This window comes from Phreatobacter oligotrophus, from assembly GCF_003046185.1.
Classification (GTDB): domain Bacteria; phylum Pseudomonadota; class Alphaproteobacteria; order Rhizobiales; family Phreatobacteraceae; genus Phreatobacter; species Phreatobacter oligotrophus.
In genome coordinates, this window is sequence record NZ_PZZL01000002.1 from 432,575 (window position 1) to 455,276 (window position 22,702).

Annotated in this window: 23 protein-coding genes and 1 tRNA gene; 8 read left to right on the forward strand and 16 right to left on the reverse strand. The window is 69.1% G+C overall.

Going from position 1 to position 22,702, the window contains the following annotated elements; all coding sequences use genetic code 11:
* Nucleotides 1-321 precede the first annotated feature (321 nt).
* On the reverse strand, nt 322-1,119 hold the full coding sequence (locus C8P69_RS06030) for a crotonase/enoyl-CoA hydratase family protein (RefSeq protein ID WP_108175558.1): 798 nt from the start codon (nt 1,117-1,119) through the stop codon (nt 322-324).
* Between the two features lie 284 nt (nt 1,120-1,403).
* Nucleotides 1,404-2,633: a winged helix-turn-helix domain-containing protein gene (locus C8P69_RS06035; RefSeq protein ID WP_108174956.1), complete on the reverse strand. Its 1,230-nt coding sequence runs from the start codon at nt 2,631-2,633 to the stop codon at nt 1,404-1,406.
* Nucleotides 2,634-2,842: 209 nt separating this feature from the next.
* On the opposite strand from C8P69_RS06035, the gene C8P69_RS06040 reads away from it, so the two are divergent.
* From C8P69_RS06040 to C8P69_RS06050, 3 genes are all read left to right on the forward strand, one after another.
* On the forward strand, nt 2,843-3,811 hold the full coding sequence (locus C8P69_RS06040; RefSeq protein ID WP_108174957.1) for an aldo/keto reductase: 969 nt from the start codon (nt 2,843-2,845) through the stop codon (nt 3,809-3,811).
* A 151-nt stretch (nt 3,812-3,962) separates the two neighbouring features.
* Nucleotides 3,963-4,421, forward strand: a complete 459-nt coding sequence (locus tag C8P69_RS06045) for a hypothetical protein (RefSeq protein ID WP_108174958.1) — start codon at nt 3,963-3,965, stop codon at nt 4,419-4,421.
* 139 nt (nt 4,422-4,560) lie between these two features.
* Nucleotides 4,561-6,030, forward strand: coding sequence for a vWA domain-containing protein (locus C8P69_RS06050; protein WP_108174959.1), 1,470 nt, complete (start codon nt 4,561-4,563; stop codon nt 6,028-6,030).
* Here C8P69_RS06050 and C8P69_RS06055 read toward each other — a convergent pair.
* Nucleotides 6,004-6,489 carry a hypothetical protein gene (locus C8P69_RS06055; protein WP_108174960.1) on the reverse strand — a complete coding sequence of 162 codons (486 nt, stop codon included), beginning with the start codon at nt 6,487-6,489 and terminating at the stop codon, nt 6,004-6,006. The two genes, C8P69_RS06050 and C8P69_RS06055, sit on opposite strands and share 27 nt — an antisense overlap.
* 275 nt (nt 6,490-6,764) lie before the next feature.
* Here C8P69_RS06055 and C8P69_RS06060 point away from each other — a divergent pair, with 275 nt between their 5' ends.
* Entirely contained in the window at nt 6,765-7,835 is a 1,071-nt protein-coding gene (locus C8P69_RS06060) for a TadE/TadG family type IV pilus assembly protein (protein ID WP_170118135.1), read from the forward strand.
* Nucleotides 7,836-7,864: 29 nt separating this feature from the next.
* Here C8P69_RS06060 and C8P69_RS06065 read toward each other — a convergent pair whose 3' ends face one another.
* Nucleotides 7,865-8,770 (reverse strand): formyltransferase family protein, encoded by a 906-nt coding sequence (locus tag C8P69_RS06065; protein WP_170118136.1) that lies wholly within the window; start codon nt 8,768-8,770, stop codon nt 7,865-7,867.
* Here C8P69_RS06065 and C8P69_RS23775 point away from each other — a divergent pair.
* Entirely contained in the window at nt 8,763-8,960 is a 198-nt protein-coding gene (locus tag C8P69_RS23775; RefSeq protein WP_170118137.1) for a hypothetical protein, read from the forward strand. The genes C8P69_RS06065 and C8P69_RS23775 overlap by 8 nt on opposite strands.
* Before the next feature lie 316 nt (nt 8,961-9,276).
* On the opposite strand, the gene C8P69_RS23780 is transcribed toward C8P69_RS23775, so the two are convergent.
* Entirely contained in the window at nt 9,277-9,375 is a 99-nt protein-coding gene (locus tag C8P69_RS23780) for a putative RiPP precursor (protein WP_170118138.1), read from the reverse strand.
* Nucleotides 9,376-9,538: 163 nt separating this feature from the next.
* On the opposite strand from C8P69_RS23780, the gene C8P69_RS06070 reads away from it, so the two are divergent.
* Nucleotides 9,539-10,537: a nucleotidyltransferase family protein gene (locus tag C8P69_RS06070; RefSeq protein ID WP_108174963.1), complete on the forward strand. Its 999-nt coding sequence runs from the start codon at nt 9,539-9,541 to the stop codon at nt 10,535-10,537.
* Nucleotides 10,538-10,539: 2 nt separating this feature from the next.
* Here C8P69_RS06070 and C8P69_RS06075 read toward each other — a convergent pair whose 3' ends face one another.
* Genes C8P69_RS06075 through C8P69_RS23785 form a run of 3 tightly spaced genes read right to left on the reverse strand, consistent with a single transcriptional unit; the run spans nt 10,540 to nt 12,234 of the window.
* Entirely contained in the window at nt 10,540-11,553 is a 1,014-nt protein-coding gene (locus C8P69_RS06075; protein ID WP_108174964.1) for a hypothetical protein, read from the reverse strand.
* Nucleotides 11,550-11,933, reverse strand: a complete 384-nt coding sequence (locus C8P69_RS06080; protein WP_108174965.1) for a lasso peptide biosynthesis B2 protein — start codon at nt 11,931-11,933, stop codon at nt 11,550-11,552. Before C8P69_RS06080 ends, C8P69_RS06075 begins: the two co-directional genes overlap by 4 nt.
* Nucleotides 11,934-11,973: 40 nt before the next feature.
* Nucleotides 11,974-12,234, reverse strand: a complete 261-nt coding sequence (locus tag C8P69_RS23785; RefSeq protein ID WP_170118139.1) for a PqqD family protein — start codon at nt 12,232-12,234, stop codon at nt 11,974-11,976.
* Nucleotides 12,235-12,700: 466 nt separating this feature from the next.
* On the opposite strand from C8P69_RS23785, the gene C8P69_RS06090 reads away from it, so the two are divergent.
* Complete coding sequence (locus C8P69_RS06090) at nt 12,701-13,984, forward strand: Mur ligase family protein (RefSeq protein WP_170118140.1); 1,284 nt, start codon at nt 12,701-12,703, stop codon at nt 13,982-13,984.
* Nucleotides 13,985-14,386: 402 nt separating this feature from the next.
* Here the strand turns inward: C8P69_RS06090 and C8P69_RS06095 are convergent.
* The 7 genes from C8P69_RS06095 to C8P69_RS06125 form a co-directional block, all read right to left on the reverse strand.
* A tRNA-Phe gene (locus C8P69_RS06095) sits at nt 14,387-14,462 on the reverse strand.
* A gap of 241 nt (nt 14,463-14,703) precedes the next feature.
* The gene (locus tag C8P69_RS06100; RefSeq protein ID WP_108174968.1) at nt 14,704-15,303 is read right to left on the reverse strand and encodes a L,D-transpeptidase; all 600 of its coding nucleotides are present in this window, start codon (nt 15,301-15,303) and stop codon (nt 14,704-14,706) included.
* A 34-nt stretch (nt 15,304-15,337) separates the two neighbouring features.
* Entirely contained in the window at nt 15,338-15,682 is a 345-nt protein-coding gene (locus C8P69_RS06105; protein WP_108174969.1) for a hypothetical protein, read from the reverse strand.
* Between the two features lie 281 nt (nt 15,683-15,963).
* On the reverse strand, nt 15,964-16,683 hold the full coding sequence (locus tag C8P69_RS06110; protein WP_425440741.1) for a response regulator: 720 nt from the start codon (nt 16,681-16,683) through the stop codon (nt 15,964-15,966).
* Nucleotides 16,683-18,416 carry a hybrid sensor histidine kinase/response regulator gene (locus C8P69_RS06115; RefSeq protein WP_108175560.1) on the reverse strand — a complete coding sequence of 578 codons (1,734 nt, stop codon included), beginning with the start codon at nt 18,414-18,416 and terminating at the stop codon, nt 16,683-16,685. The genes C8P69_RS06110 and C8P69_RS06115 overlap by 1 nt, the downstream gene beginning before the upstream one ends.
* Nucleotides 18,417-18,442: 26 nt before the next feature.
* Nucleotides 18,443-20,455: a sensor histidine kinase gene (locus C8P69_RS06120; protein ID WP_170118141.1), complete on the reverse strand. Its 2,013-nt coding sequence runs from the start codon at nt 20,453-20,455 to the stop codon at nt 18,443-18,445.
* A 20-nt stretch (nt 20,456-20,475) separates the two neighbouring features.
* Nucleotides 20,476-21,453, reverse strand: coding sequence for a TRAP transporter substrate-binding protein (locus tag C8P69_RS06125; RefSeq protein ID WP_108174972.1), 978 nt, complete (start codon nt 21,451-21,453; stop codon nt 20,476-20,478).
* 247 nt (nt 21,454-21,700) lie between these two features.
* Here C8P69_RS06125 and C8P69_RS06130 point away from each other — a divergent pair, with 247 nt between their 5' ends.
* Nucleotides 21,701-22,012 carry a hypothetical protein gene (locus C8P69_RS06130; RefSeq protein WP_108174973.1) on the forward strand — a complete coding sequence of 104 codons (312 nt, stop codon included), beginning with the start codon at nt 21,701-21,703 and terminating at the stop codon, nt 22,010-22,012.
* On the opposite strand, the gene C8P69_RS06135 is transcribed toward C8P69_RS06130, so the two are convergent.
* Entirely contained in the window at nt 22,009-22,614 is a 606-nt protein-coding gene (locus C8P69_RS06135; protein ID WP_108174974.1) for a hypothetical protein, read from the reverse strand. The two genes, C8P69_RS06130 and C8P69_RS06135, sit on opposite strands and share 4 nt — an antisense overlap.
* Nucleotides 22,615-22,702: the final 88 nt, after the last annotated feature.

The following is a 22,702-nucleotide window of genomic DNA, read 5'->3' on the forward strand; positions in this document are numbered from 1 at the left end:
TCACTGCCGCACCGCGGCGAAGTCCAGCGCGGCGGTGCATGGGTGGGTCATCGGGGGAGGGCTAGCTGCAGAGCGGAAGTGCGTCCTTCGAGGCTCGCCATAGCATCGGGCGAACGCAAGATGCGTTCGCCTCTCGCTCAAGGCTCGCACCTCAGGATGAGGGAGGTTGGGCATGGCATCAGCGGCACTCAGGCCATGCGTCAGCCAAGCTGCCAGGCACCCACCACCCTCATCCTGAGGTGCGAGCCCCGGCGATGCGCCAGCATCGTCCGGCGGCGAGCCTCGAAGGACGCACTTGCCCGATGCAGGTCGCCCCACGCGTCAATCCGCAAAGCGCGGCGGGCGCCTCTCCATGTTGGCGGCAATCGCCTCGACCTGGTTGGGCGAACCCAGGATGGCCTGCTGCTCCACCGATTCCATCATCAGCCCCTCGGCCGGGGAGATGACCGACGCGGCGTTGAGCAGGCGCTTGGCGGCGCGGATGGCGGCGGGGTTCTTCGCCGCGATGTCCCGCGCCGCGGCGAGCGCAGCCGCCCGCGGGTCCGCCTCGATGCGGGTGACGAGGCCGAGGGCGAGGGCCTCCTCGCCGGTGACGACGCGACCGGTATAGGTGAGGTCGCGCACCACGTCGTCGCGGCAGAGGTGCCTGAGGAGCTGCGTGCCGGCGACATCGGGCACGAGGCCCCACTTGATCTCCATGACCGAGAGCTTGGCGTCTGCCGTCGCGAAGCGCAGGTCGGCGCCGAGCGCAACCTGCAGCCCGCCGCCATAGGCGACGCCATGCACGGCGCAGATGACCGGCACGGGCAGCTCGCGCCAGCACCAGGCGGCGAATTGTGGCCGGTTGGCGATACCGTGGGTGCGCGGCACGAGATCGGAGAGGCTGCGGTCGCCGCCCGCCTGCATGGCCGCGAAGGAGCCGAAGTCGAGGCCGGCGCAGAAGGCGCGGCCCTCGCCGGAGAGCGCGACGGCGCGCACGCTTTTCGTGTCGCGCACCAGCGCCGCCGCCTCGATCAGCGCGTCGAACATGGCGGGATCGAGCGCGTTCATCTTGTCGGGACGGTCGAGGCGGATGTCGGCGACGCCTCCCTCGATGGTCACGGCGATGCGGTCGCGGATGCGGGTGGCGGTCATGGGCAAGCTCTCCTTCCGGCATGATGGGAGAGGCGCCGGGGCGGGTGAAGACCGCCGTTCGGGAGTGAGACGGTCGCTCCCGCCCCTCACCCTTCCCTCTCCCCGCCAGCGGGGAGAGGGGGACTTCGACGTCGCGCCAGTCCTTCGGTCGTGATGCCACGCGGGACGGTTCCGATGAGACGCAACGCTGTTGCCCCCCTTTCCCCGCTGGCGGGGAGAGGGAAGGGTGAGGGGCATGATCCAGACGCTATGCCAAGACGGCAGCGCCTTCAGCCAACCTCACGCGCCAATGCCGCCGCCAGATCGCCTCTGGGCATGACCTGCACATCCGCCAATCCGAGCCAGCGCGCCATCAGCAGCAGCTCCTCCGCCAGCGGGGCGGCGACATCGTCGCCCGCGCCCTCCTCGCGATGAGCCGCTTGCACCACCAGCGCGGAACCCGCGCGGTCGGCCTTGAGGTCGACCTTTGCCACCAGCCTGTCGCCGAGCAGGAAGGGCAACACGTAGTAGCCGTGGGTGCGCTTCTCGGCGGGGGTGTAGATCTCCAGCCGAATGCGGGCGCCGAAGAGCCCCTCGGTGCGCTCGCGCTGCCAGACGAGGGGGTCGAAGGGCGCGAGCAGGGCGCGGGCCTCGACCCTGCGGGGGATGCGGGCGCCGGCCGCGAGATAGGCCGGATTGCGGAAGCCCTCGACCGTGACCGGCACGAGGTCGCCGGCCTCGACCAGCTCCGCCACCGCCTGCCGCGTCTCGGCGACCCCGAGGCGGTAGTAGTCGCGCAGGCAGCGCTCCGTGCCGATGCCGAGGGCGATGGCCGAACGGCGCACCAGCTCGCGATGGGCCGTCGCCATATCGGGCGTCGGCGCGTCGACCACGGCGCGCGGCAGCACCCGTTCGGTGAGGTCGTAGATCCGCTCGAAGGCGCCGCGCCGCGTCGCGGTGGTGACGATGCCCGCCCAGAACAGCCATTCGATGGCGCGCTTGCCCTCCGACCAGCCCCACCAGCCGCCCTCGCCGCGATGGTCGTGGGAGAGCTCGCCGGCCGCCTTTGGGCCGTCGGTTTCGATTTCGCGGCGCACGGCCGCGATGAGGTCGGCCCGCTCGCGGCCAAAACTCGCGAGGCCCGTATAGATCCCCTCGCCGCGCCTCGCCCGCTCCATCCGCCAGCGGAACAGCGGCTGCAGGGCGACCGGCAGGTAGGAGGCCTCGTGGCCCCAATATTCGAAGAGGGCGCGGCGGCGGCCGCCATAGGCCAGCGCATCGAGGTCGGCAGGATCGTAGAGGCCGAGGCGGGAAAAGCCCGGCAGGGTATGGGCGCGGGCCACCACGTTGACGGAATCGATCTGGATGACGCCGAGTTCCTCCGCCATGCGCTTCAGGTGACGCCGCCCGGCCGGCGACGCGCCGCGTCCCTCGCCGTGGCCCGCAAGGTCGAAACCCTGGGCGGCGATGGCGATGCGGCGGGCTTGGCGAAGCGAAAGGCTGTCGGAACGGCGGGGCATGGGGTGCTGGCGAGGCTAGCGCGAGGGATAAGTCGGACACCACCCGAAAGCTGTCAGCATTTTTCCCGGCCCGCAAAGCCCCGCCGCCGCTTGCCCGGCAGCGCTGCGCGGCTGCCATGCCGGAATAAAAACGGCGGCCACTTGTCCCCAGGGCGGGGAGCCGGGCTAATCTCGCCGCCCGTCCATCAGAAGGCCCCGAGGAGACACCCATGACGCCGCGCCAGCCCCCGACCAAGCGCCCGCTCGGCCGTACCGGCCTCTCCATCGCCCCGCTGGTCTTCGGCGGCAATGTCTTCGGCTGGACGGCCGATGAGACCACCTCCTTCGCCCTGCTTGACGCCTTCGTCGAGGCCGGTTTCGACGCGGTGGATACGGCCGACGTCTATTCCGCCTGGGCGCCCGGCAATTCAGGCGGCGAGAGCGAGACGATCATCGGCCGCTGGATGAAGGCGCGCGGCGCGCGCTCGAAGATCACCCTCATCACCAAGGTCGGCTCGCCCATGGGCGAGGGCAAGAAGGGCCTGTCGGCGCGCTACATCGCGGAGGCCGTGGAGGCCTCGCTGAAGCGCCTGCAGACCGACGTGATCGACCTCTACCTGTCGCACTGGCCGGACCCGGAGACGCCCCACGAGGAGTCGCTGGCGGCCTATGACAAGCTCCTCAAGGCCGGCAAGGTGCGCGCCATCGGCTGCTCCAACCTCGACGCGACCCAGCTTGCAGCCTCACTCGATGCCGCCAAGGCGCATGGCCTGCCGCGCTACGACGTGCTGCAGCCCGAGTACAATCTGCATGACCGCGCCAAGTTCGAGGGGCCGCTGGCGGATCTCTGCGTCAAGGAGGAGATCGGCGTCATCACCTATTTCTCGCTCGCCAAGGGTTTCCTGTCGGGCAAGTACCGGTCGGAAGCGGATCTGGGTAAGAGCCCGCGCGGCGAGCGCGGTGTGCGGCCCTACCTGACCGATCGCGGCTTCCGCATCCTCGCCGCGCTCGATGCGGTGGCGGCGGCCCATGCCTGCAAGCCCGCCGAGGTGGCGCTGGCCTGGCTCATGCGCAAGCGGGGCGTCACCGCGCCCATCGCCAGCGCCACGACGCTGGAGCAGATGGACAGCCTGCTGCGCTCGGCGGCGCTGCGCCTGACGGACAGCGACATGCGCACGCTCGATGCCGCAGGGGCGTGAGAGCCGGTACCTGGCTCCCGCATCCGGCGCCAACCGTTGCGAATAACTCGCAACGTCTTGTTTCTCCGCGCGATGACGTGCACAGATGCGGCACTTCGCCCTTTGGGCGAAGCACCCCTCACGCCCGCTACGACCGCGGACCCTCCTTGCGATGACGACCGCCCTTGCCGCCGGCCTCGCCTGTCTCGGTGCCATCGCCCTGGCGCCGGAGAGCGCCCACGCCCAGTGGCGGGTGCGTGAGTACCAGGAGCCAGCCCACGGGGCCCCGGCGATCGAGATCACCTATCGCAGTTCCGGTGAAAGGCTCACCGTGCTGTGCAGCGCCGGCACGGCCTTCGTCTCCTTCGCGCCGGGCTATCGCCTCCCGGTGTCGGATGCGGTGGTGGACGGGCGCTACAGCGTCGATGGCCGGCCGCCGAAGCCGGTCCGCTGGCAGGTGACGCGCAACTCGGCCTTCATCACCGCGGGCTTCGCCACCAGCTTCGTTGCCGACATCACCGGCGCAGCGCAGCTCTCCATCGCCTTCCCGGCGGTCGAACAGACCTATGATCTCTCCCCGCTGCGGCCTCACGCCGCCCGACTCAGGGCCGTTTGCGGGGCCGCAAGCTGAGCGCCTTGCGTCGGGGGTTCCGTCAGGGAAATCGTTTACCCCATCCCGGATTTACCCTGTTTCCGCTTGCATTTTAGGGTTTTCTTGAAGGCCGTTCCGTATCGCTGTGTGTCAGAAGCACCCGATCCGGAAGCCTGACATGACCCCCGCCAGACTGTGCCGTGACATCCTCGCCTTCCTGCACCGCGCCGGCCGCGACACCTCCGGCGTGACGGCGATGCTCTTCGCCATCTGCGCCGTCCCGGTGCTGCTGGTGGTCGGCGCCGGGGTCGACTTCTCCCGCGTCTCGGCGGCCCGCACCGCCGCCCAGTCGGCCGCCGATGCAGCGGCGCTCGCCGCGGCCTCCTCGAAACTCGATGTCGAGGCGGCGATGCGGCTCGTCGCCGACAACCATGCCAATGCCAACCTGCGCGAGACCAACGCCAGCGGCTCCAAGATCACCGAGTTCGCCTATAACGGCACCACCCGCGAGGTGCGGCTGAAGATCACCGGCTCGGTGAAGTCGACCTTCATGGCGCTGGCGGGCTGGCAGACCCTGCCCTACGAGGCCGAGGCCAAGGCGGTGCGGGGCCTCAACGGCACGACCGAGCTGGTTCTCGTGCTCGACAACACCTGGTCCATGGCCGGCGACAAGCTGGTGGCGCTGAAGGCCGCGGCCGAGGATCTCGTCGTCCAGCTGCGCCAGGACCCCAATGCCGACGTGAAGATCGGCGTGGTCCCCTATGCCGACTACGTCAATGTCGGCGTGAACAACCGCAATTCCGGCTGGGTCGACGTTCCCGCCGACTACAGCACCACCTCGGCGCGCACCTGCACCACGCTGACGACGCGGCAGACCTGCACGCGCGGCGCCGCGCGGACCTGCACCCGCGTCGTCGACGGCCGCTCCGAGACCTATGACTGCACGCCCTCGACCTGCACGACGCAGACCGTGCCGCCCTACGAGTCCTGCTCGGGCGGCAACACCACCTGGTATCGCTGGTATGGCTGCGTCGGCTCGCGCCGCGCCGCCAACCTGCGCCTCAACGACACCACGCCCTCCGAGCGCTATCCCGGCTACCTCGCCACCAGCCAGAACTGCCTCAACCCGATCGTGCCGCTGACCTCGAACCAGGCCACGGTCATCTCGGCCATCCGCGGCATGGTGGTGAATATCGGCGGCTACCGGCCCTCCACCTATATCCCGGCCGGGCTCATCTGGGGCGTCAACGTCCTGTCGCCGACCGCCCCCTTCTCGGAGGGCGCCGCCTATGACCCGACCAACCGCCGCCCGCGCAAGGTCATGGTGCTGATGACGGACGGCGAGAACACGCTGGTCTTCCGGTCCGCCGACGGCCGGCACATCGCCCCGAGCGGCAATGCCACAGCCCAGGCGGCGCAGCTGAAGCAGACCTATGACGACATGAACGACATCTGCACCTACGCGAAGTCGAAGCAGATCGAGGTCTTCACCGTCGCCTTCGACATCACCGACACGACGGCGATCTCGGCCATGCGCAACTGCGCCAGCTCGTCCGCACATTACTTCGACGCCAAGGACCGCCAGGGCCTCGCGGACGCCTTCAAGGCCATCGCCCTGTCGCTACAGAACGTCCGCATCACCCAGTGACGCGATGGGGGCGGCGGGCCGCCGCCCCTCTCCTCGGGACGGGGTGACGATCCGCGGGAAGGCGAGGAGCAGGCCCGCGAGCAGCGCGAGATTGCCGGTCATGGCGAGCCAGTGAAGCTGGCGCAGCCGCTCGACGCCCGCAGCATCGCCCGCCTCGCGCCGGGCAATGCCGGTATCGAAGGCCGAGAGGAGGGCGGAGCGGGCGAGGATCGCCCCGCCGCCGACCGCCACCGGCACCAGCGCCACGGCGAAGCGGCCGCTCAGTGCGAAGGCCAGCGCCGAGGCCCCTGCCGCCATCTGCAACAGGCGCAGGTAGAAGCCGAAGAGCACGCGCAGCAGCACCGTCACGCCCGGAATGGTCAGCGAGACGAAGAGGAAGCTCGGCGAGGCGAAGAGAAAATAGGCCTGCGGCAGCAGCAGGACGACGACCGCGAGGATCGCCAGCGGATCGGGAATCATGGGCGCGGCTCGGCAAGCGGGACGTGTCAGCCTAGGGCCCGCGCGACGGTCCGTCGCCTGCGGAAAAACACCGGTATGAAAGGGGTTTATTGGCGCCGGGACAGCAGGGACCGTTGGTCGCCAGCCCCATGGCGCGGATGCGACGAAACCTTGCCCCATCTCTTAATGATCAAATAACCAGCCGCGGAAGATGCGCTGCAAAACGTCTCAATCCACAACTCGTCTTAGGAAATTCCCGCGTATGTAACGCAAGGTTTCCCTGCGAGGTCAGAGCGATGACGACGCTGCTTCAGCATCTGCGAGACTTCCGCCGCGATACGGGCGGCACGATCGCCATTCTCTTCGCCTTCTCGGCTGTTCCGGTCTTCGGCATTTCAGGCGGCGCCGTCGATTACGTTCGGGCAACCCGCGATTCCAGCCAGCTCCAGGCCATCTTCGACGCTGCCGCCATGGCGGCCGCGCGGCAGGCCCAGCTGGGGAAGGCCGCGGTGGAACTGACCGCCACCAACCATGTGCGGGCCCATCTCGACAGCCGCCTGTCGAGCTATCCGATCTCCATCACGGCGACCGCCGACGGCACGACGATCGAGATCAAGACCAACGGCGCGACGATGCAGACGTCGTTCCTCGGCATCGTCGGCATCAACTCGCTGAATGTGGTGGCGCGCACCAAGGCGATCTCGACCTATATCGAGACGATCACCCAGAACAAGCCGGTGACGGCCCAGCTCGACCCAGAGGCGGGCGACTACAATCGCATGTATGTCTATTGCTACGACGACAGCCGCCGGAACCAGACCGATCGCGGGCGCTCGCAGATGACGGCCATCGCCGACAATGCCGGCACCACCTACAATTTCACCATGCCGAGCTGCAAGGCGAACGAGACCTTCTCGTACCGGCTCTACAATGTGCGCAACGCCCGCACCCAGCCCTGGCTCTGGGACACGGCGAGCCCCGGCACGCTGATTGCCAACAACCCGGCCGACTGGGCGAACCCCTGGGGCAACAACGCCTCCTACAACTACTATTCCGACACGCGCCTGTCGGGCGGCGTTCCCGTGCACCAGTTCGCGAACAACGTGCCGATCCTCGAGACGGTGATCTGCCAGAACCTCAACCAGTGCAAACCGAAGTCGCAGGGCGGGATCCTGCCGAGCGGCCCGAACCGCACGCCGCAGCAGGCCGACCAGGCCTGCTCACCCGGCAAGTACATCTATTTCGGCTGGGAAGACCGCCCGCCGGGCTATGGTTGGACCGACAGCGACTATGACGACATCCGCGTCGTCGTCGAATGCCCGTCCACCACGACGACGCGCAAGACGGTCGTCCGCCTCATCGAGTGACCGCGGGGGGCTTTTGCGGGATCGGGGCCTCAGCGACGGACGAGGTCTGCGAGGCGGCGCCGAACCTTCAGGAGGAACCGCTCCGGACGGGTCAGCCGGCGCAGCCTGATCCGCGAATCCACCGCATCAAACGCGACATGGCGAAGGCTGACCACCGGCGCCTCGCCGGTGACCGGGCCCATGACCTCGACGCCGCCCCGGACGACGAAGCGCCGCAGCCGGCCCCGGTCCGGCACGACCGCCAGAGCATGGCGCTGGATCTTCGGCGCGGCCGCCAGATAGCGGGTGATCCGCTCCACGGTCTGGTCGGGCCCTGCATGGAGCGGGACGTCGCGCGCGGAATGGTAGCTTCCCGAGCCGGCGACCTGCGGTTCGGCCTCTCGGCGACCGGCGAGATAGGCCCCGAGGTCGTCCGCCAGGAGCGGCTTCATGGCCGCCAACACGGCCGCCTGCCATTGGCGCGCCGAGCCGTGATCACCCAGGGCGACGCGCCTCTGGCCGATGATCGGCCCGCCATCGATCTCTCCGGTCAATGCGTGGAGGGTCATTCCGCCATAGCGGTCGGCCATGCCGTCGATCAGCATGGCATGGATGGGCAAGGGACCGCGGTAGTGGGGGAGCAGCGCCGGATGGAGGTTGACGGCGCGGCCCTGCAGCCGGTCGAGAAAGGCCTGGGGGAAGATGATGTAGGAGCCGGCGCAGACGAGGATGTCGAAAGGCCCTGCAGCATCGAGTGCGCGGTCGAGCCCCGCGGCCCAGGGGCGGGCGATGGTCCGGACGGGTACGCCCGCCTTCGCCAGGATGCGCCGGGCGCGACGCTCGCGGCGAGAGGCAAGGGACGCAATGCTGCCCAGGGGACCGCGCGGTCTCTCCTGCCCGGATATCCAGATCTCGATGATCCTGTAGCCACCGGCCTGGAGGGCGTCGATGGCCATCGCCCCCATCGCATCGGGATGGGTGACCAGGATACAGCCGATTGGTGCGTCGGACATGACGGTCGAGGAGCTCACCGCCGCCGCTATGCGCCCGGCGCCGCGGTTCAATCAACCGGTTTTCCCGGATACCGGGACAACCGCCGTGATGGCCGTGAGGGGCTGGCGCCTGGCCGCAGCAGCCTTGGTGTAGGCTTTCTTCACGGTCATCTCCTCCTGGCTGTCATGGCGGGTCAGCGATCCGCCTGGTCAGACGGGTCGCGTCAAGCGGGAGTCTTTCCCGAAGCCACCTGAGCCGTCACGTGCGCCAGGGGCTGGCGCTTCGCCACCGAAGCTTTGCTGTAGGGCTTCTTCATTGTCGTCTCCAAGAACCCGGGACGCATCGCGCTGGCATCACTCAGGAGTGGGTGGGCTGGACACGGCCTCGGCCGCGACGGCCGCGACGGCCTTGGTGCAAGGCGTCCTCATCGCGGCGCGCCCACGGCGATCGGGGCGGACGGACAAGCGCCTCAGGTTTGATTCTGCACGCCCGAAACCGGCTTGATCGCCGTCACTGCGGCAAGCGCCTCGCGCTTGAGAACTGCCGGCTTCTGGTAGGGCTTCTTCACGGCCAGAGACTCCATTCATCCGATCCTTGTCGTGGATTGCAGTCGGCGATGGCATTGTCAATGTGACTCTTCCCCCGGGGCACATGCCGGACCGGTTCGTGTGACACATGCAGCACGTCGCTATAGTCCCGGCAGTATCCCGATCGCCGAAGGCCCGGCCCGCATGACTGATCTCCGCCTCGATCCGCGCCAGCAGGCGGTGCTCTGCGATCTGGCTGATCCAGAGACGCTGGCGCCGCCAGCCGAGTCCATCGCCTGCTTCGCGCCGGACGACCTGCTCGACCTTGCCCGCTACCACGCGGTCGAAGCAGTCCTGTGGCGCAAGCTCGCCCCTGTCTCCGGTCGCCTGGGCGCCCCCTGGCCTGCGATGATCGCCGAACTCACCGAGCGCGTGCGGATCGCCACGGGCGTGACCATGCTGCTCGAGGCGCATGCGACGCGCATCGTCCGGGAACTGAACGCGCGCGGCCTGCCGCACAGGCTGGTCAAGGGTGCGGCCTTCGCCGCCAGCCTCTATCCGGAGGTGTCGGACCGCCCCTATACCGATGTCGATATTCTCGTGCCCGCCGAAAACCTCGGCGATGTCGAGGAGGTCATGCGCGCGGCCGGATTCACCATGGCGATCCTGCCGCGACCGGAGAAAACCGAGCTTTATCGTGAGCAGAAATGGATCCGGGAGGGCGAGCCGCACCTGCTCGTGGAAGTCCATACCGACCTCGTCCACCTGCCGACGTTGCGCCAGCGTGTGACCTTCGGGTTTCGCGAGGCGGAGATCGCCGACCATGGCGGCACGGCCCCGGCCTCCGGCCATTTGCTCACCGCCGTGGTCCACGGGGCCATCGGGCACAAGTTCCACCAGCTGAAGCTGGCCGTCGACGTGCTCCAGTCGATCCGCAGGCTTGGCGCTTCGACGCCTCTCGCCATCGAGGCCGCGCGCCGCCTGAACCTCACCTTCGAAGTCGCCGCCGCGGCCAGTCTGGTCGGCCGGCTGTTTCCGGGTGCGGCAGAGGACCCGCGCATCGCGGAGCTCGGCGCCCTGGTCGAAACCCCGCTATGGCTCGACCGCGACACGATCACCAATGCGCATCTGCGCGGCGATATCCGCTCGCGCTTCCGGCGGTTCGCCTTTCGCTGGCAGCAGAAGCGGCGCGCAGGGGCGTAGGATCAGTAGCCCAGCGCCGCGGCGATGGTGGCCGCGACCTCGGAGGGATGGCCACGCACCGGGACACGCAAGCATCTGGCGGCGGTGACGAGCGAGGAGAAGATGTCGAAGCGTGCCTCCTGGCCCGGAAAGAAGCCATCGGGATGGGGGCTGATATTGTCCCGCATCAGCGCATCGAGTGCATCGAAGGCCCCCTGAGCCACGACGGGGGCGGCCCCGTCGTCCGCATGCGCCAGGGAGACGACGCCAATGACTGGCAGCGGGCCGACGCGCGTGGCAAGGCCCGCGCCATGCAGCGCGGTCCGATCGATCATCTGTTCGCCATGGCGATCCCATGCGGCATCGCTCACGAGATCACGCAAGGCCGGCAGCATGTCGACCGTGCGGCGATGGACCTTGGCGCCGCGCGGCAGGCCCCAGGCGAGGAGCCGTCCTGATTCGGCGGGCGCAAGAAGAGCCGTCGTGTCATCGCCCGACAGGCGGAAGCCAGCCAGGGCCAGCGCCATCGCGGTCGTTGTCTTTCCGGTTCCGCTGGCGGCATGGAGCATGACCATGCCGCTGCCGTCGGGCGTCGCCAGGCAGGCGGCATGAGCAAGGCATTGTCCGTGGGACGACAGCGCGTGGTCGAGCGCGAAGATCATCGCATCGCCGAGGGCCGGTCGAACCCGGTCCGCCTGGAGCGCCGCCTCGGCGAGGCTATGCCCTCCCGGGAGCAGCGCCAGGCAGGCTGCGTCGTCCATGACCAGGACGTGGTGCCCCTCGGCGGCACGGCCGGCCCGAAGGCGTCCCTCTCCGACGACAGGTTTCTCGACGAGCCCCGCCGGCACGGCCAGGCCCTCTTTGCCCGCCGGGCGGATGGTCAGCCGGGCCTGCGGCAGGTTGCCGGGCATCTCGATCCGCCGCTCGCCCACCAGCCAGTCCAGGGACGCCGCATTGGCGACATCGGGGGGGAGGTCCTCGTGGAGGCAGATCAGTTCCACGGTGTGAAGATCGAAACGTGCCTCGGGGCCGATCATGCGGGACGCCAGACGTGCAGCGGTTCCATGTCCGCGAGGATGTCGTTGAGGACCGGCCGTCCAGCGAGGACGACCCAGCAATGGGCGGCGACCGCGGGTCCCGAGAGGGACCGCCGGTCGATCCCGAAATGCAGCTCCGGATCGTGCCCGGCGAGGCGCATGAAGCGCATGCCCAGCAGGCCCTGGCGCAGGCACCGGCGCTTGCGCATCAGCCAGGGCCTGCGGGTGGCGGCCATCACCCACGCGGCGATCGCCTCGGCGGGAAGGCCGGCGAAGGCCGGGTCGGGCCGGACATCCGCATAGCGCAGGACCGTCTTCAGATCGCGATGCCCGACGATGGCGGGCAGCATCCGGGCGTGCCACCAGATCAGGCGACGCATCCGCGCCGCCCGGCCGGCGTCAGGCCCGTCCGTCAGGCGGTCAGGAGGCAGCAGTGACGACAACCCCTTCCGCCTCCAGGAAAGCGACCAGTTCTTCCAGGTCGGCAAGGAGCACATCCTCCTGGACGTCAAACTCGTCCAGCACGGCGCTGACGGCTTCAGCCACCGACCGGCCCACGGTGATCTGACGGATGAAGGCCGTGCCGCTGGGATTGGTCGAGTAGATCTGTCCGCTATCCGTCATGAGGATCACGCCCTCATCCCCCATGGCCCGGAAGGCGGCGGTGGGAGACAGCTTCACGCTCTTCGTCCTGATATCCACGGATTGTGTCGCTCTGTCCGTATTGTTCGGGGACCTGCAGCCCAGCCCGCCATGGGGCCGGGCAGGTGATGGCTTGGCGGACTGGTCCCAGGAGCCTCGACAAGGGGGCGGTCCGCAGTCCCGATCATCCGGACCACCCTCTGGATACCGATAGCCAACCAGCGCCTGCGCCACAATTCGAATCGCTGCTGGCGCGACACTTGCGCCCTCGCGACGCATCACTTGGGGTTCGGACCCGTCATCTCCGCGCCGCGCCGGGGTGCGGACAGGCGGAGGGGGCGCCGTCTTCGGCGCCCGACCTGGACGGGGCGAGCATTGCATCCCCGGCGAGGACGATGTCGAATGGGGCCTCGCTCATTGCTCCCCCTCACCACACGATCCCTTTGCCCCGCACGAGGCTCGCCATGGCATCACCCTTCAATCTCTCGGGAGTTCGGGGTTCGAGGTGATCGGTTCAGTGCTGGACCGGGACGGAGCTTTGCGCCGCTGGGGCCGGTTGTTTGAACGAACCCTGCGACGCACCTTGCGTTTTGCCGGAGCCCTGGCCAACCGGCGCCTCGCGACCGCGACCTCGATTGCGGTGACCGGAAGCTCGGCCAAATCAACAACGACGCTTCTCCTGTCTCACATTCTCAAGGGTCAGGGGAGCGTTGAGACGCTGGTGCAGGCTGTCGATACGAGCGACATCGTGAAGTCTGTCGCGCGCCTCAGGCGCAGGACGCAGTACTATGTCGCCGAACTGAGCGTGGGCCGGAAAGGTCATCTCGCACATGTCGTGAAGATGGTGCAGCCGGATGTCGCCATCGTCACCTTCATCGGCATCGAGCACTACAAGGAGTATCGGACCCGCGAGAACATCGCGGCCGAAAAGGGCCTGCTGGTGGAAGCGCTGCCAGGCAGCGGGTTGGCGGTCCTCAATGCCGATGACGACCTGACGCTGGCCATGCGGGACAGGACCACCGCCCGTACCGTCACGTTCGGGCGAGGACCGGATGCCGACTTCAGGGCGACAGCCATATCGTCACGCTATCCGGAGTGCCTTCGCCTTGAGGTCGCGTGGAAGGGCCATGTCACGCCCCTCAAGACGCGGATCCTCGGTGAGCACTTCTGGCTCCCCGTAACGGCTGCCTTCGCAACCGCCATCGAACTGGGCGTTCCCGTCGAAGCGGCCCAGGAGATGATCGCGAGCTTCGATCCCATACCCGACCGGTGCCAGCCCTTCACCACGCGCGCCGGGCCCGTCTTCATCCTCGACACCTGGAAGGCGCCCTGGCAGACGCTGGGACTGGCATTCGACGTGGTCCGACAGGCGGAGGCCAAGCGCCGTCGCATCGTCCTGGGAATGCTGTCGGACTATACGGGCAGTCCGAAGGCCCGGTATCGCGACGCATACCGGGATGCGCGCGAAGCCGCCGATCAGGTGATCTTCGTCGGCGACCACGCACACCGGTCCATGGCGAGCCAGACCGATATCGAAACCGGACGTTTCGTCGAGGGCGGGTCGGTCAAGGCCGTGGCGGACCTGATCTGCCAACAGGCGGGCGCTGACGAGCTGATCCTGCTGAAGGGCTCGCGCAACCTGCACCTCGAGCGCATTGCCCTCGCCTTCGACCATCGGGTCAGGTGCTGGGAGGACCGCTGCGGACTGGAGATCAGTTGCTTCGACTGCGGCCTGTTCGAGCATCCGTTCGACGAGCATGCCGGCCTTCGGAACAGCCGAAGGCGCTAGCTCCCCGATTTATCGTCCCTGAAGGGGCGGGCACCACTTGCCAACTGCGTTGCAGCGGGGCGCCGGGCACCGTTCCGGCGTCGAAGGGGCGTTCCCGTGAAAGGCCCCAACGCCGCGTCGGCGTCAGTCCACGGTCTTCTTCGATGCCACCTGTGCCGTGACGGCCGCGAGCGGCTGACGCTTGGCGGCGTTCGCCTTGGTATAGGCCTTCTTCATCGGACATCCCCCGCATGGGGTTCCTGCGACCCCTTGGCGGGAGTCCTTAGCCCATTTCCAGCAATCCCGGAAGGTAAAGATGCCGTCCCCGGAGGTGGTGCAAGGACTTCATCAACAAGGATCTGCCGCGGGCGGGACACGAGCCTTGCACTACCGGGACATGATGGACGCTGACTTAAGAAAAAATGGTGCCCGGGGGCGGAATCGAACCACCGACACTGCGATTTTCAGTCGCATGCTCTACCAACTGAGCTACCCGGGCGACCGCGGGGCGTGACCGTTCGGTGACGATCCGCTGCAGCGCGGGGCGGCTTATAGAGGCAAGCGCGGGGGCTGTCCACCCTCCTTGCGCGGTTTGATCCACAGGCGCGGCGCACGGTCGCGAAACCGGCCGGCCGGGCCCTGCCCTTCTCCCCCCACCCGCACAAGAAAAGGCCCCGATGGCGGGGCCATCGGGGCGAGGTGTGAGGTCAGGCAGGCATGCACGGCGAAGAGGGAAGCAATCAGCGCAGGACGACGACCCGGGTGCCGACGCGGACGCGGTCGTAGAGGTCGACGACGTCCTCGTTGGTCATGCGGATGCAGCCGGAGGACACTGCCTGGCCGATCGTGTGCGGCTCGTTGGAGCCGTGGATGCGGTAGAGCGAGGAGCCCAGATACATGGCGCGGGCGCCGAGCGGGTTGTCCGGGCCGCCGGGCATGTAGCGCGGCAGGTCGGGGCGGCGCTGCAGCATCTGCACGGGCGGGCGCCAGTCCGGCCACTCGGCCTTGCGGGTGATGGTCTGCGAACCGCCCCACTCGAAGCCGGGGCGGCCGACGCCGATGCCGTAGCGCATGGCCTGGCCACCGGGCATGACGAAGTAGAGGCGGCGGGCATTGGTGTCGACCACCACGGTGCCGGGGGCCTCGGCGCCGTGATAGGCGACGATCTCGCGCGGGATGGCGTTGGCCTGGGCGACGGCCGCATGCGGGCGGGCGATGAGCGGCTCGCGGGTGTCGGGGTCGAACATCACCACATTGGCGAAGGGATTGGCCGAGGCGGCCGTGGCGGCGGCGGTGGCGGCGGCGGCGATGCCGGCGGAGAGGAAGAAGCGGCGGTTCATGGTCGTGGTGTCCGGATGGAGGGAGCGGGGGCGATCAGTTGGTGGTCTGATCGAGGGCGACGGTGCGGATCTGGCGCAGATGGCCGCCGGAGGCGGAGGTCTGGCAGGCCTGCGGGATGTAGGGCCAGGTGTGGCGGGCGCAGTCGGCGCGCTCGCCGCGGATGGCGGCCTGTTTGCCGGCGGCCTCGTCCTGCCGCGGCGCCTGGTCGAGGCGGTTGCGGAAGGTGTCGAAGGCGCCGTGGGCATGGTCGAGGTCGGCCGAGGAGGGGCTGACATGCAGCACCGGACCCGAGACCGAGGCGCGGCCATCGGGCATCGCGACGAGGCCCATGGCGAGGCCGCAGCCGGCGACCAGAGCGAAGCCGAGAAGTTTCGACATCCTGTTCATCTGCGATCCCCTTTTTGCAGCGCCCTTCGTGGGCCGGTCTCCCTCTCAGTCGCAGCGGGAGCGAAAAAGGTTCAGGGCCTTGTCGCGCCGCCCGTCTCATCGGGACAGTGACGTTTTAGGGAACGGGATTTTCGCAGGCGTGTTGCGGTGTTTCTCCGCGCGTTTCAGCGGAGGCGCGAAGGTTTCAAGCCTTGCGGGAGGGTGTCGCGGCGGGGACGCCGATGTTTCGCGAGAGGGCCGAATGTTGCGTCGGCGCGACGGACAGGGCCGCCTCAGCCGGCCTCGCCCTCGGGCATGAACATGTAGCCGGCGCCGCGCACGGTCTTGATATAGGCGGGGCGGTCCGCATCCGGCTCGATCTTGCGGCGGATGCGGGTGATGCGCACGTCGATGGCGCGGTCGAAGGCTTCCGGGTCGCGGGCGCCGGCAAGGTCGAGGAGCTTGTCGCGCGACAGAACCCGGCGGGGATTGTCGGCGAAGGCCTTCAGCAGCGCGAATTCGGAAGCGGTCAGCGGGTGGTCCCGGCCCTCGGCATCGCGCAGCACATGGGCGGAGAGGTCCAGCACCTTGGTGCCGAAGGGCACCTGCTCGCGGCCGCCGGGAAGGCCCGCCGTCTCGGACGGCGTGGCGGCGCGGCGCAGCTGGGCGCGGACGCGGGCGAGAAGCTCGCGCAGCTCGCAGGGCTTGGCGAGATAGTCGTCGGCGCCGATCTCCAGCCCGGTGATGCGGTCATCGGGGCTCGCCGTGGCCGTGAGCATGATCACGGGAATGGTCGTGCGCCCTTTGAGGTCGCGCACCACCGAGAGGCCGTCCTCGCCGGGCATGTTGAGGTCGAGCACCACGAGGGCCGGGCGTTCGGCCGCCATGGCCGCGCGCAGGGCCTCGCCGCCGTCGCAGAGCACGGTGCGGAAGCCATGCAGCGTCAGGTAGTCGCCGACCAGCTCGCGGGCGGGCGCCTCGTCGTCGACGACGGCGATGAGCTCGCCCGCCATCAGGAGGGCCCTCCGGCGGTGGCCGGCGGCAGCACGATGGTGAAGGTGGCGCCGCGGCCTGGCGCCGCATTGGCGGCGGTGATGCGGCCGCCATGCAGTTCGACGATGCGGCGGCAGATGAACAGGCCGAGGCCGGTGGAGCTCTCGCCGCCCGTCGGCGTGGCGGAGAGGCGCTGGAAGCGGCCGAAGAGGCGCTGCTGGTCCTCGGGCGTCAGGCCCGGCCCGCTATCGGTCACGGCGATGGAATGGCCCGCCTCCGAGCCGGAGAGCGTCACGGTGATGCGCCCGCCGGGCGGCGAATATTTCACGGCGTTGGAGACGAGGTTGTCGATGGCCTCGCGCAGGCGGTCGGGGTCGCCGCGGCCGGTGAGGCTGTCGGGGCCGTGATAGAGCAGCAGCTGGCCCTTGCGGTCGGCGAGCGGCACGTTGGCGTCGAGGACGGCGCCGACGATGGCGGCCGTGTCGATATCGGCAAAGCGCAGCTGCACGTCCTCGGCATCGAGCATGGCGTCGGCGAGGAGCTCGTCGACCATCGAGGTCATACGGGCGACCGAGGAGCGGATCTGCTCGATCTGGCCGCGGGCGCGGTCGATGTTCGGCGGGCTCAGCGCCAGGAGCTCGTTCATCATCTCGGAGCGGCCGAGGATGACGCCGAGCGGGTTCTTCAGGTCATGGGCGACCGTGCCGAGCACCTCGGCCTTGTGGTCGTTGGTGCGCTTCAGCCGCTGCCACTGCGCCTTCAGCCGCTCGTTGGCGGCGGTGAGCTGGCGGGTGCGGTCGGCGACGCGCTTTTCCAGCGTGGCATTGGCAGCCTGGAGCTGCTCGTAGAGCAGAACCGTGTCGAAGGCCGCCGGCAGGCTGCCGCAGAAGACGCCGAGGAGCGCGGCCTGCGTCTCGGTCGGCGGCTCCTCGCAGACCAAGGCGACGACGACGTCGCGGCCGCCCGCCGTGTGCAGCATGACGCCGACATCGTGGCCGCCGGCGAGCGAGGCCCCGGCAGCGAAGGTACGGGCGACGAGATCATCGACGCGGCCGGGCAGGACGCGGCCGGAGAGCTCGCCCATGGCGTTGCGGGCGGCAAGGACGCGGGTCGCGCCGGCCTCGCGCATCACCACGGCGCCCTCGCCGCACTGGCCGACGAGGGCTGCGGCTTCGGCGAGGACGGCGGCGGCGAGGCGCTCGCTGCCGGGCAGGCCGTAGATGCGGGCGGAAGCGCCGACGATGGCCTCGAGGCCGCGGCGCATCTCGGTGAGGCGGATCAGCTGCTGGTGGCTGCGCAGGGCGGCGGTGAGCGAGGTGAAGAGCTTGTCGCCGGTGAGCTCGGTCTTCGCCTTGTAGTCGTTGATGTCATAGTCGACGATGACCTGCCGCTCCGGCGCCTGGCCGGGCTGGCCGGTGCGCAGGATGATGCGGACCGTGTCGTTGCCGAGCTCCTTGCGGATGTATTCGACGAGGTCGAGGCCGGCGCCGTCGCTCTCCATCACCACGTCGAGCAGCACCACCGCCATGTCGGGATGGCGGGCGAGGAGACTGCGGCCCTCGGCGGCGGAGAAGGCGGAATGGAGGTCGAGGCGGTGGCCGGCGAGCTGGTAGTCGGACAGCGCGTATTTGGTGCCGGAATGGACCGCCGGATCATCATCGATGATGGCGACCTTCCAGCGGCCCGCGACGGCCACGTCGGCGACGGGTCCGTCCTCGAAGATGGCGACGAGATCGTCATCCTCGGGCGTCATGCGCGTCTCGGCGTCGTTCTCGGACGTCATGCGGGGTCCTGACGGTCGGGCTCCTGCGGCGCGACCAGCGGCAGGACGATGCGGAAGGTCGTGCCGGCGCCGGGCGTCGAGGACAGGGCAATACGCCCGCCGAGCCGGCGTGTCACGATGTTGAAGACGATGTTGAGGCCGAGGCCCGTGCCGCCCTCGCCGCGCTTGGTGGTGAAGAACGGATCATAGGCCTGCCGCTGCACCTCGGCAGACATGCCGATGCCGTCGTCGCGGAAGGTGATGACGACATTGTCGCCCTCCTGCACCGCGTCGATGGCGAAGGTGCCGCTGCGCCCGTCCGGGAAGGCGTGGGTGAGTGCATTGATGAAGAGGTTGGTGACGACCTGCCCGTAGGGGCCGGGATAGCTGTCGAGGACGATGCCGGCGGGCACCGAGACCGCGAGTTGCACGGGCGCGCGGCGCAGCGTCGGCCGGAGGCTGGCGACGATCTGGTCGGTCGCCTCGGCGAGGTCAAAGGCGCGGCGGTCGGCATGGCTGCGGTCCACCGCCACCTGCTTGAAGGCCTGGATCATCTCGCCGGCGCGCTGGAGGTTGAGCGAGAGCTGGTTCGCCGCCTCGCGGCTGCCCTGCACGAATTCGGTGAGGCGCGAGCGGCGCAACTCGCCGCGCTCCACGTCGGCGGCGAAATCGTCGACGCGGCGGGCGAGCGTCGAGGCGACGGTGAGCGAGATGCCGATGGGGTTGTTCACCTCGTGGGCGACGCCGGCGACGAGGCCGCCGAGGGCCGCGAGCTTCTCGGCCTCAACCAGGCTCTGCTGCGTGTCGCGCAGCTCCGACAGTGCCGTCTCGGCGCGGTTCTTGGCGGCGACCAGGTCGCGCTCGGCCTTCTGCTTCTCGATGGCATTCTGGCGGAAGACCTCGACGGCGCGGGCCATGCGGCCGAGATCGTCGGAGGCGGAGAGGCCGGAGGGTTGGCGGGCGAGGTCGCCGGCGACGATGGCGTTCATGCTGCCGGCCAGGTCATCGAGCGGCACGCGGATGGAGCGGGCGATGAGCGTCCAGATCACCGCGACGATGGCGAGGAAGATGCCGGCAATGCCCACCGCCTGGACGAAGACGATCCGCAACGTCTCGTCGAGCCGGGCCTGGGCGGCGTCCTCCTTGGCGCGGACGCGCTCGGCGACCTCCTGGATGACGGTGGCCATGACCGCCTGGTTGCCGTCGATCTCCACCTGCAGCAGGCGGTTCTGCATGCCGAGGACCTGGATCATCCGGCCGAAGCCCGCCCGCAGCGCCGTGGTGCGCTCGAGCAGCGTCTTCAGCGCCGCACGCTGGAACTCGGTCTCGGCGAGGTCGACCATGACCGGCGCGGTGGCTTGGATCACCTCGATGGAGCGGGAGGCCTCGCGCTGCGCCTGCACCGACTGGGTGAGGTAATAGTCGTTGATGGCGACGAGGAAGATCGAGAAGGCCTCGCGCGACTTGCCGAGCGACGGGGCGATCAGGGCGGCGCGGTCGTTCATGGCCGTCTCGACCACGGCATAGAGCTGCGAGAGCTCGCTGGCGGGCCTGCGGATCTCGTTCTCGTAGATGGAGGAAATGGTCTCGCGCACCGAGCGCAGCTCGTCGAAGCCGAGCATGAAGCGCTCGGTGACGGAGGAGACGGAGCGCGCCGGGTTCTGCAGGGCGAGGTCGATCTCCTGCTCGATGGCGAGCTTAGCCAGGAGCGCCTTGCGCCTCTGCTCGATCTCGTTCAGCACCGTCTCGTTCGGCAGGGCGAAGTAGCGGTGGATCAGGGTCTGCAGCCGGCCCGCATCATTCTCGATGGAGGCGAGGAGGCGGTCGATGCGGCGGGCCTCCTGCAGGTCGTCCCAGGCCGAGCGGATGGCCCGCGCGCCCGAGGCGATGAGCAGCATCAGGAGGGTGATGAAGGCGAGGTTGAGGATGACGATGGTGGCGATGCGCCAGCGCACGGGGATGCGGCGGAACTGCTCCGACGCCCAGTCGAGCCGGCCGCTGATGCTGCGCTTGGCTGGTCCTGCCTGCACTGTCGCACCGCTCACCGCCATCAGCGGGCCTGGCGGATGCGGGCGACCAGGGCGGCGAGCGAGGGCTCGCTGGCATAGCGCTCGACGATGGGGCGCACCGCCGCCTCGAAACCGCTGCGGTCCTGCAGCGTGACGACGGAGACGCCCTGCGCCTCGGCCTCGCGGCGGGAGGTCGCCTCGAGCTTCTGCCACTCGCTGCGCATGGCGAGGGCCGATTCCCGCGCCGCGGCGCGGAAGATGGCCTGTTCCTCGGCCGTCAGCTCCTCCCAGCACTTCTTCGACACGACCAGCACCTCGGGGCTCATCGTGTGCTCGGTGAGGGTGATGTGGCGGGCGGCGCGGAAATGGTCGGTGGTCACATAGGAGGGCCAGTTGTTCTCGGCGCCATGGATGAGGCCGGTGGTGAGGCTCACCGTCACCTGGCCATAGGGCAATGCCACCGGCTCGGCGCCCAGCGCCCGCATCATCTCCACCATCATGTCGGACTGCTGGACGCGGATGCGCAGGCCCTTGAGGTCCTCGACGCGGCGGATGGGGCGGGACGAATTGTAGATGGAGCGCGCGCCGGAATCGTAGAAGGCGAGGCCGATCAGGCCGTAGCGCTCGAAGCTCGCGAGGATGTCGTCGCCGACCGGCCCATCGAGCACGGCATGGAGATGGTCCACCGAGCGGAAGAGGAACGGCAGGGCGAGGATGTTCGCCTCGGGGATGAAGCTCGCCAGCGGGGCGACATTGGTGCGGTTGATGTCGATGGCGCCGATGCGGGTCTGCTCGATCGTTTCCTTCTCCTCGCCGAGCTGGCGCGAATGAAAGATGCGGAGCGTGTGGCGGCCGCTCGTGCGCTCGGTGATGAGGCGGCCCATCAGCTCCAGCGCCTTCACCGTCGGATAGTCGGCGGGCTGGGTATCGGCGACGCGGAATTCGCGCGCCGCGACGGGCGCCATGGCCAGTACTGCCAGCATCGCGGCAGCCGCAAGGCGTGACAGCCAGCGTTCCATCCCCTGCCTCCCCCATCCGGCCCTGCGGCCTTTGCCGATCAGCATGCCATAGAAGCGGCGGTCCTCGCCACGGTCCCGCTCATCCGCCCGGCTGCTTTGGAACAGGCGGCTGTTTCAGCGGCGCGACGGCCGGCTGAAAACTGCGCAACGTCGGGGCTGGCAGGCGGCATGCCGGAGAAACCGACGGGACGGAAAGGTCCGCCCCGTCGCGGAGCCCTCGGGCGCCGCTCCCACAAGGACATGATCAATGCGCATCACCACCCGTCTTCTCGCCACCCTCGTTCTGGTCGGCGCCGGCGCCACCGCGAGCCTCGCCCAGGGGGCGAACGAGATCGGCGTGCCCTCCTGCGACCGCTTCATCACCGACTACGAGGCCTGCATCACCACCAAGGTGCCGGAAGCCCAGCGCGGCGCCTTCTCCCAGCAGATCACCCAGCTGCGCGGCACCTGGCGTGAGCTTGCCCGCGACGGCCAGGCCCGCCAGCAGCTCGACTCGGTCTGCACCGCCCAGAGCGCCCAGCTCCGGCAGGTGATGGCGCCCTACGGCTGCTCGTTCTAACGCGGGCAGTCCGCCAGGAGCCGCGTGCGGATGGCGGCGAGCCCGTCCAGCTGGAAGGTGCCCTCGAACCGCCACCGCCGCGAGCCTTCGAGGCGGATGAACAGCGTGCCGGTCTCCGGCAGCTGCCTGAGAAGCTCACGGACGTCGCCGGGAAAGGCGGCCTCCGTGAGATCACGGCCGACGGACCAGACATCGCCCGGCGCCAGGCGATCGTTGACGCGGACGGTGACGAAGACGGTCGCACCCGCGAGGATCGGTGTGTCGCGGCGCACCGACAGGCTGGCGCGATCGTCACGGCAGGAGAGGACGAGGATGATCCCCTCCTCGCTCCAGGACTCCAGCGGCAGCTGCTCGACGACGAGGCGGCGGTCCGCCATGGCCTGCCCCTGCCGCCAGCGGCCGGTGAGGCCTGACGAGGGCCCGGCCGGCTGACCGGCTGCGAGGGCGTCGAAGCAGGCGAGGCGCTCGGTCGTGGCCGTGATGGCGGCGCACTGGCGCAGGCTCGCCGCGAGATCGGGCGCGGCAACGGCTGGCATTCCCGCCGCGAAGGCGACGCTGGCGCCGGCGATCAATCCCCTGAAGCCCTTGATCATGACCCGCATGTGGTGCGCGGCGGCAGCGGGACAAGCGCGCCCTTGGTCGCAGGGGGCCTGTGGCGCCAGGTCCGGAAAGCCTCCTCATTGCCCCTCA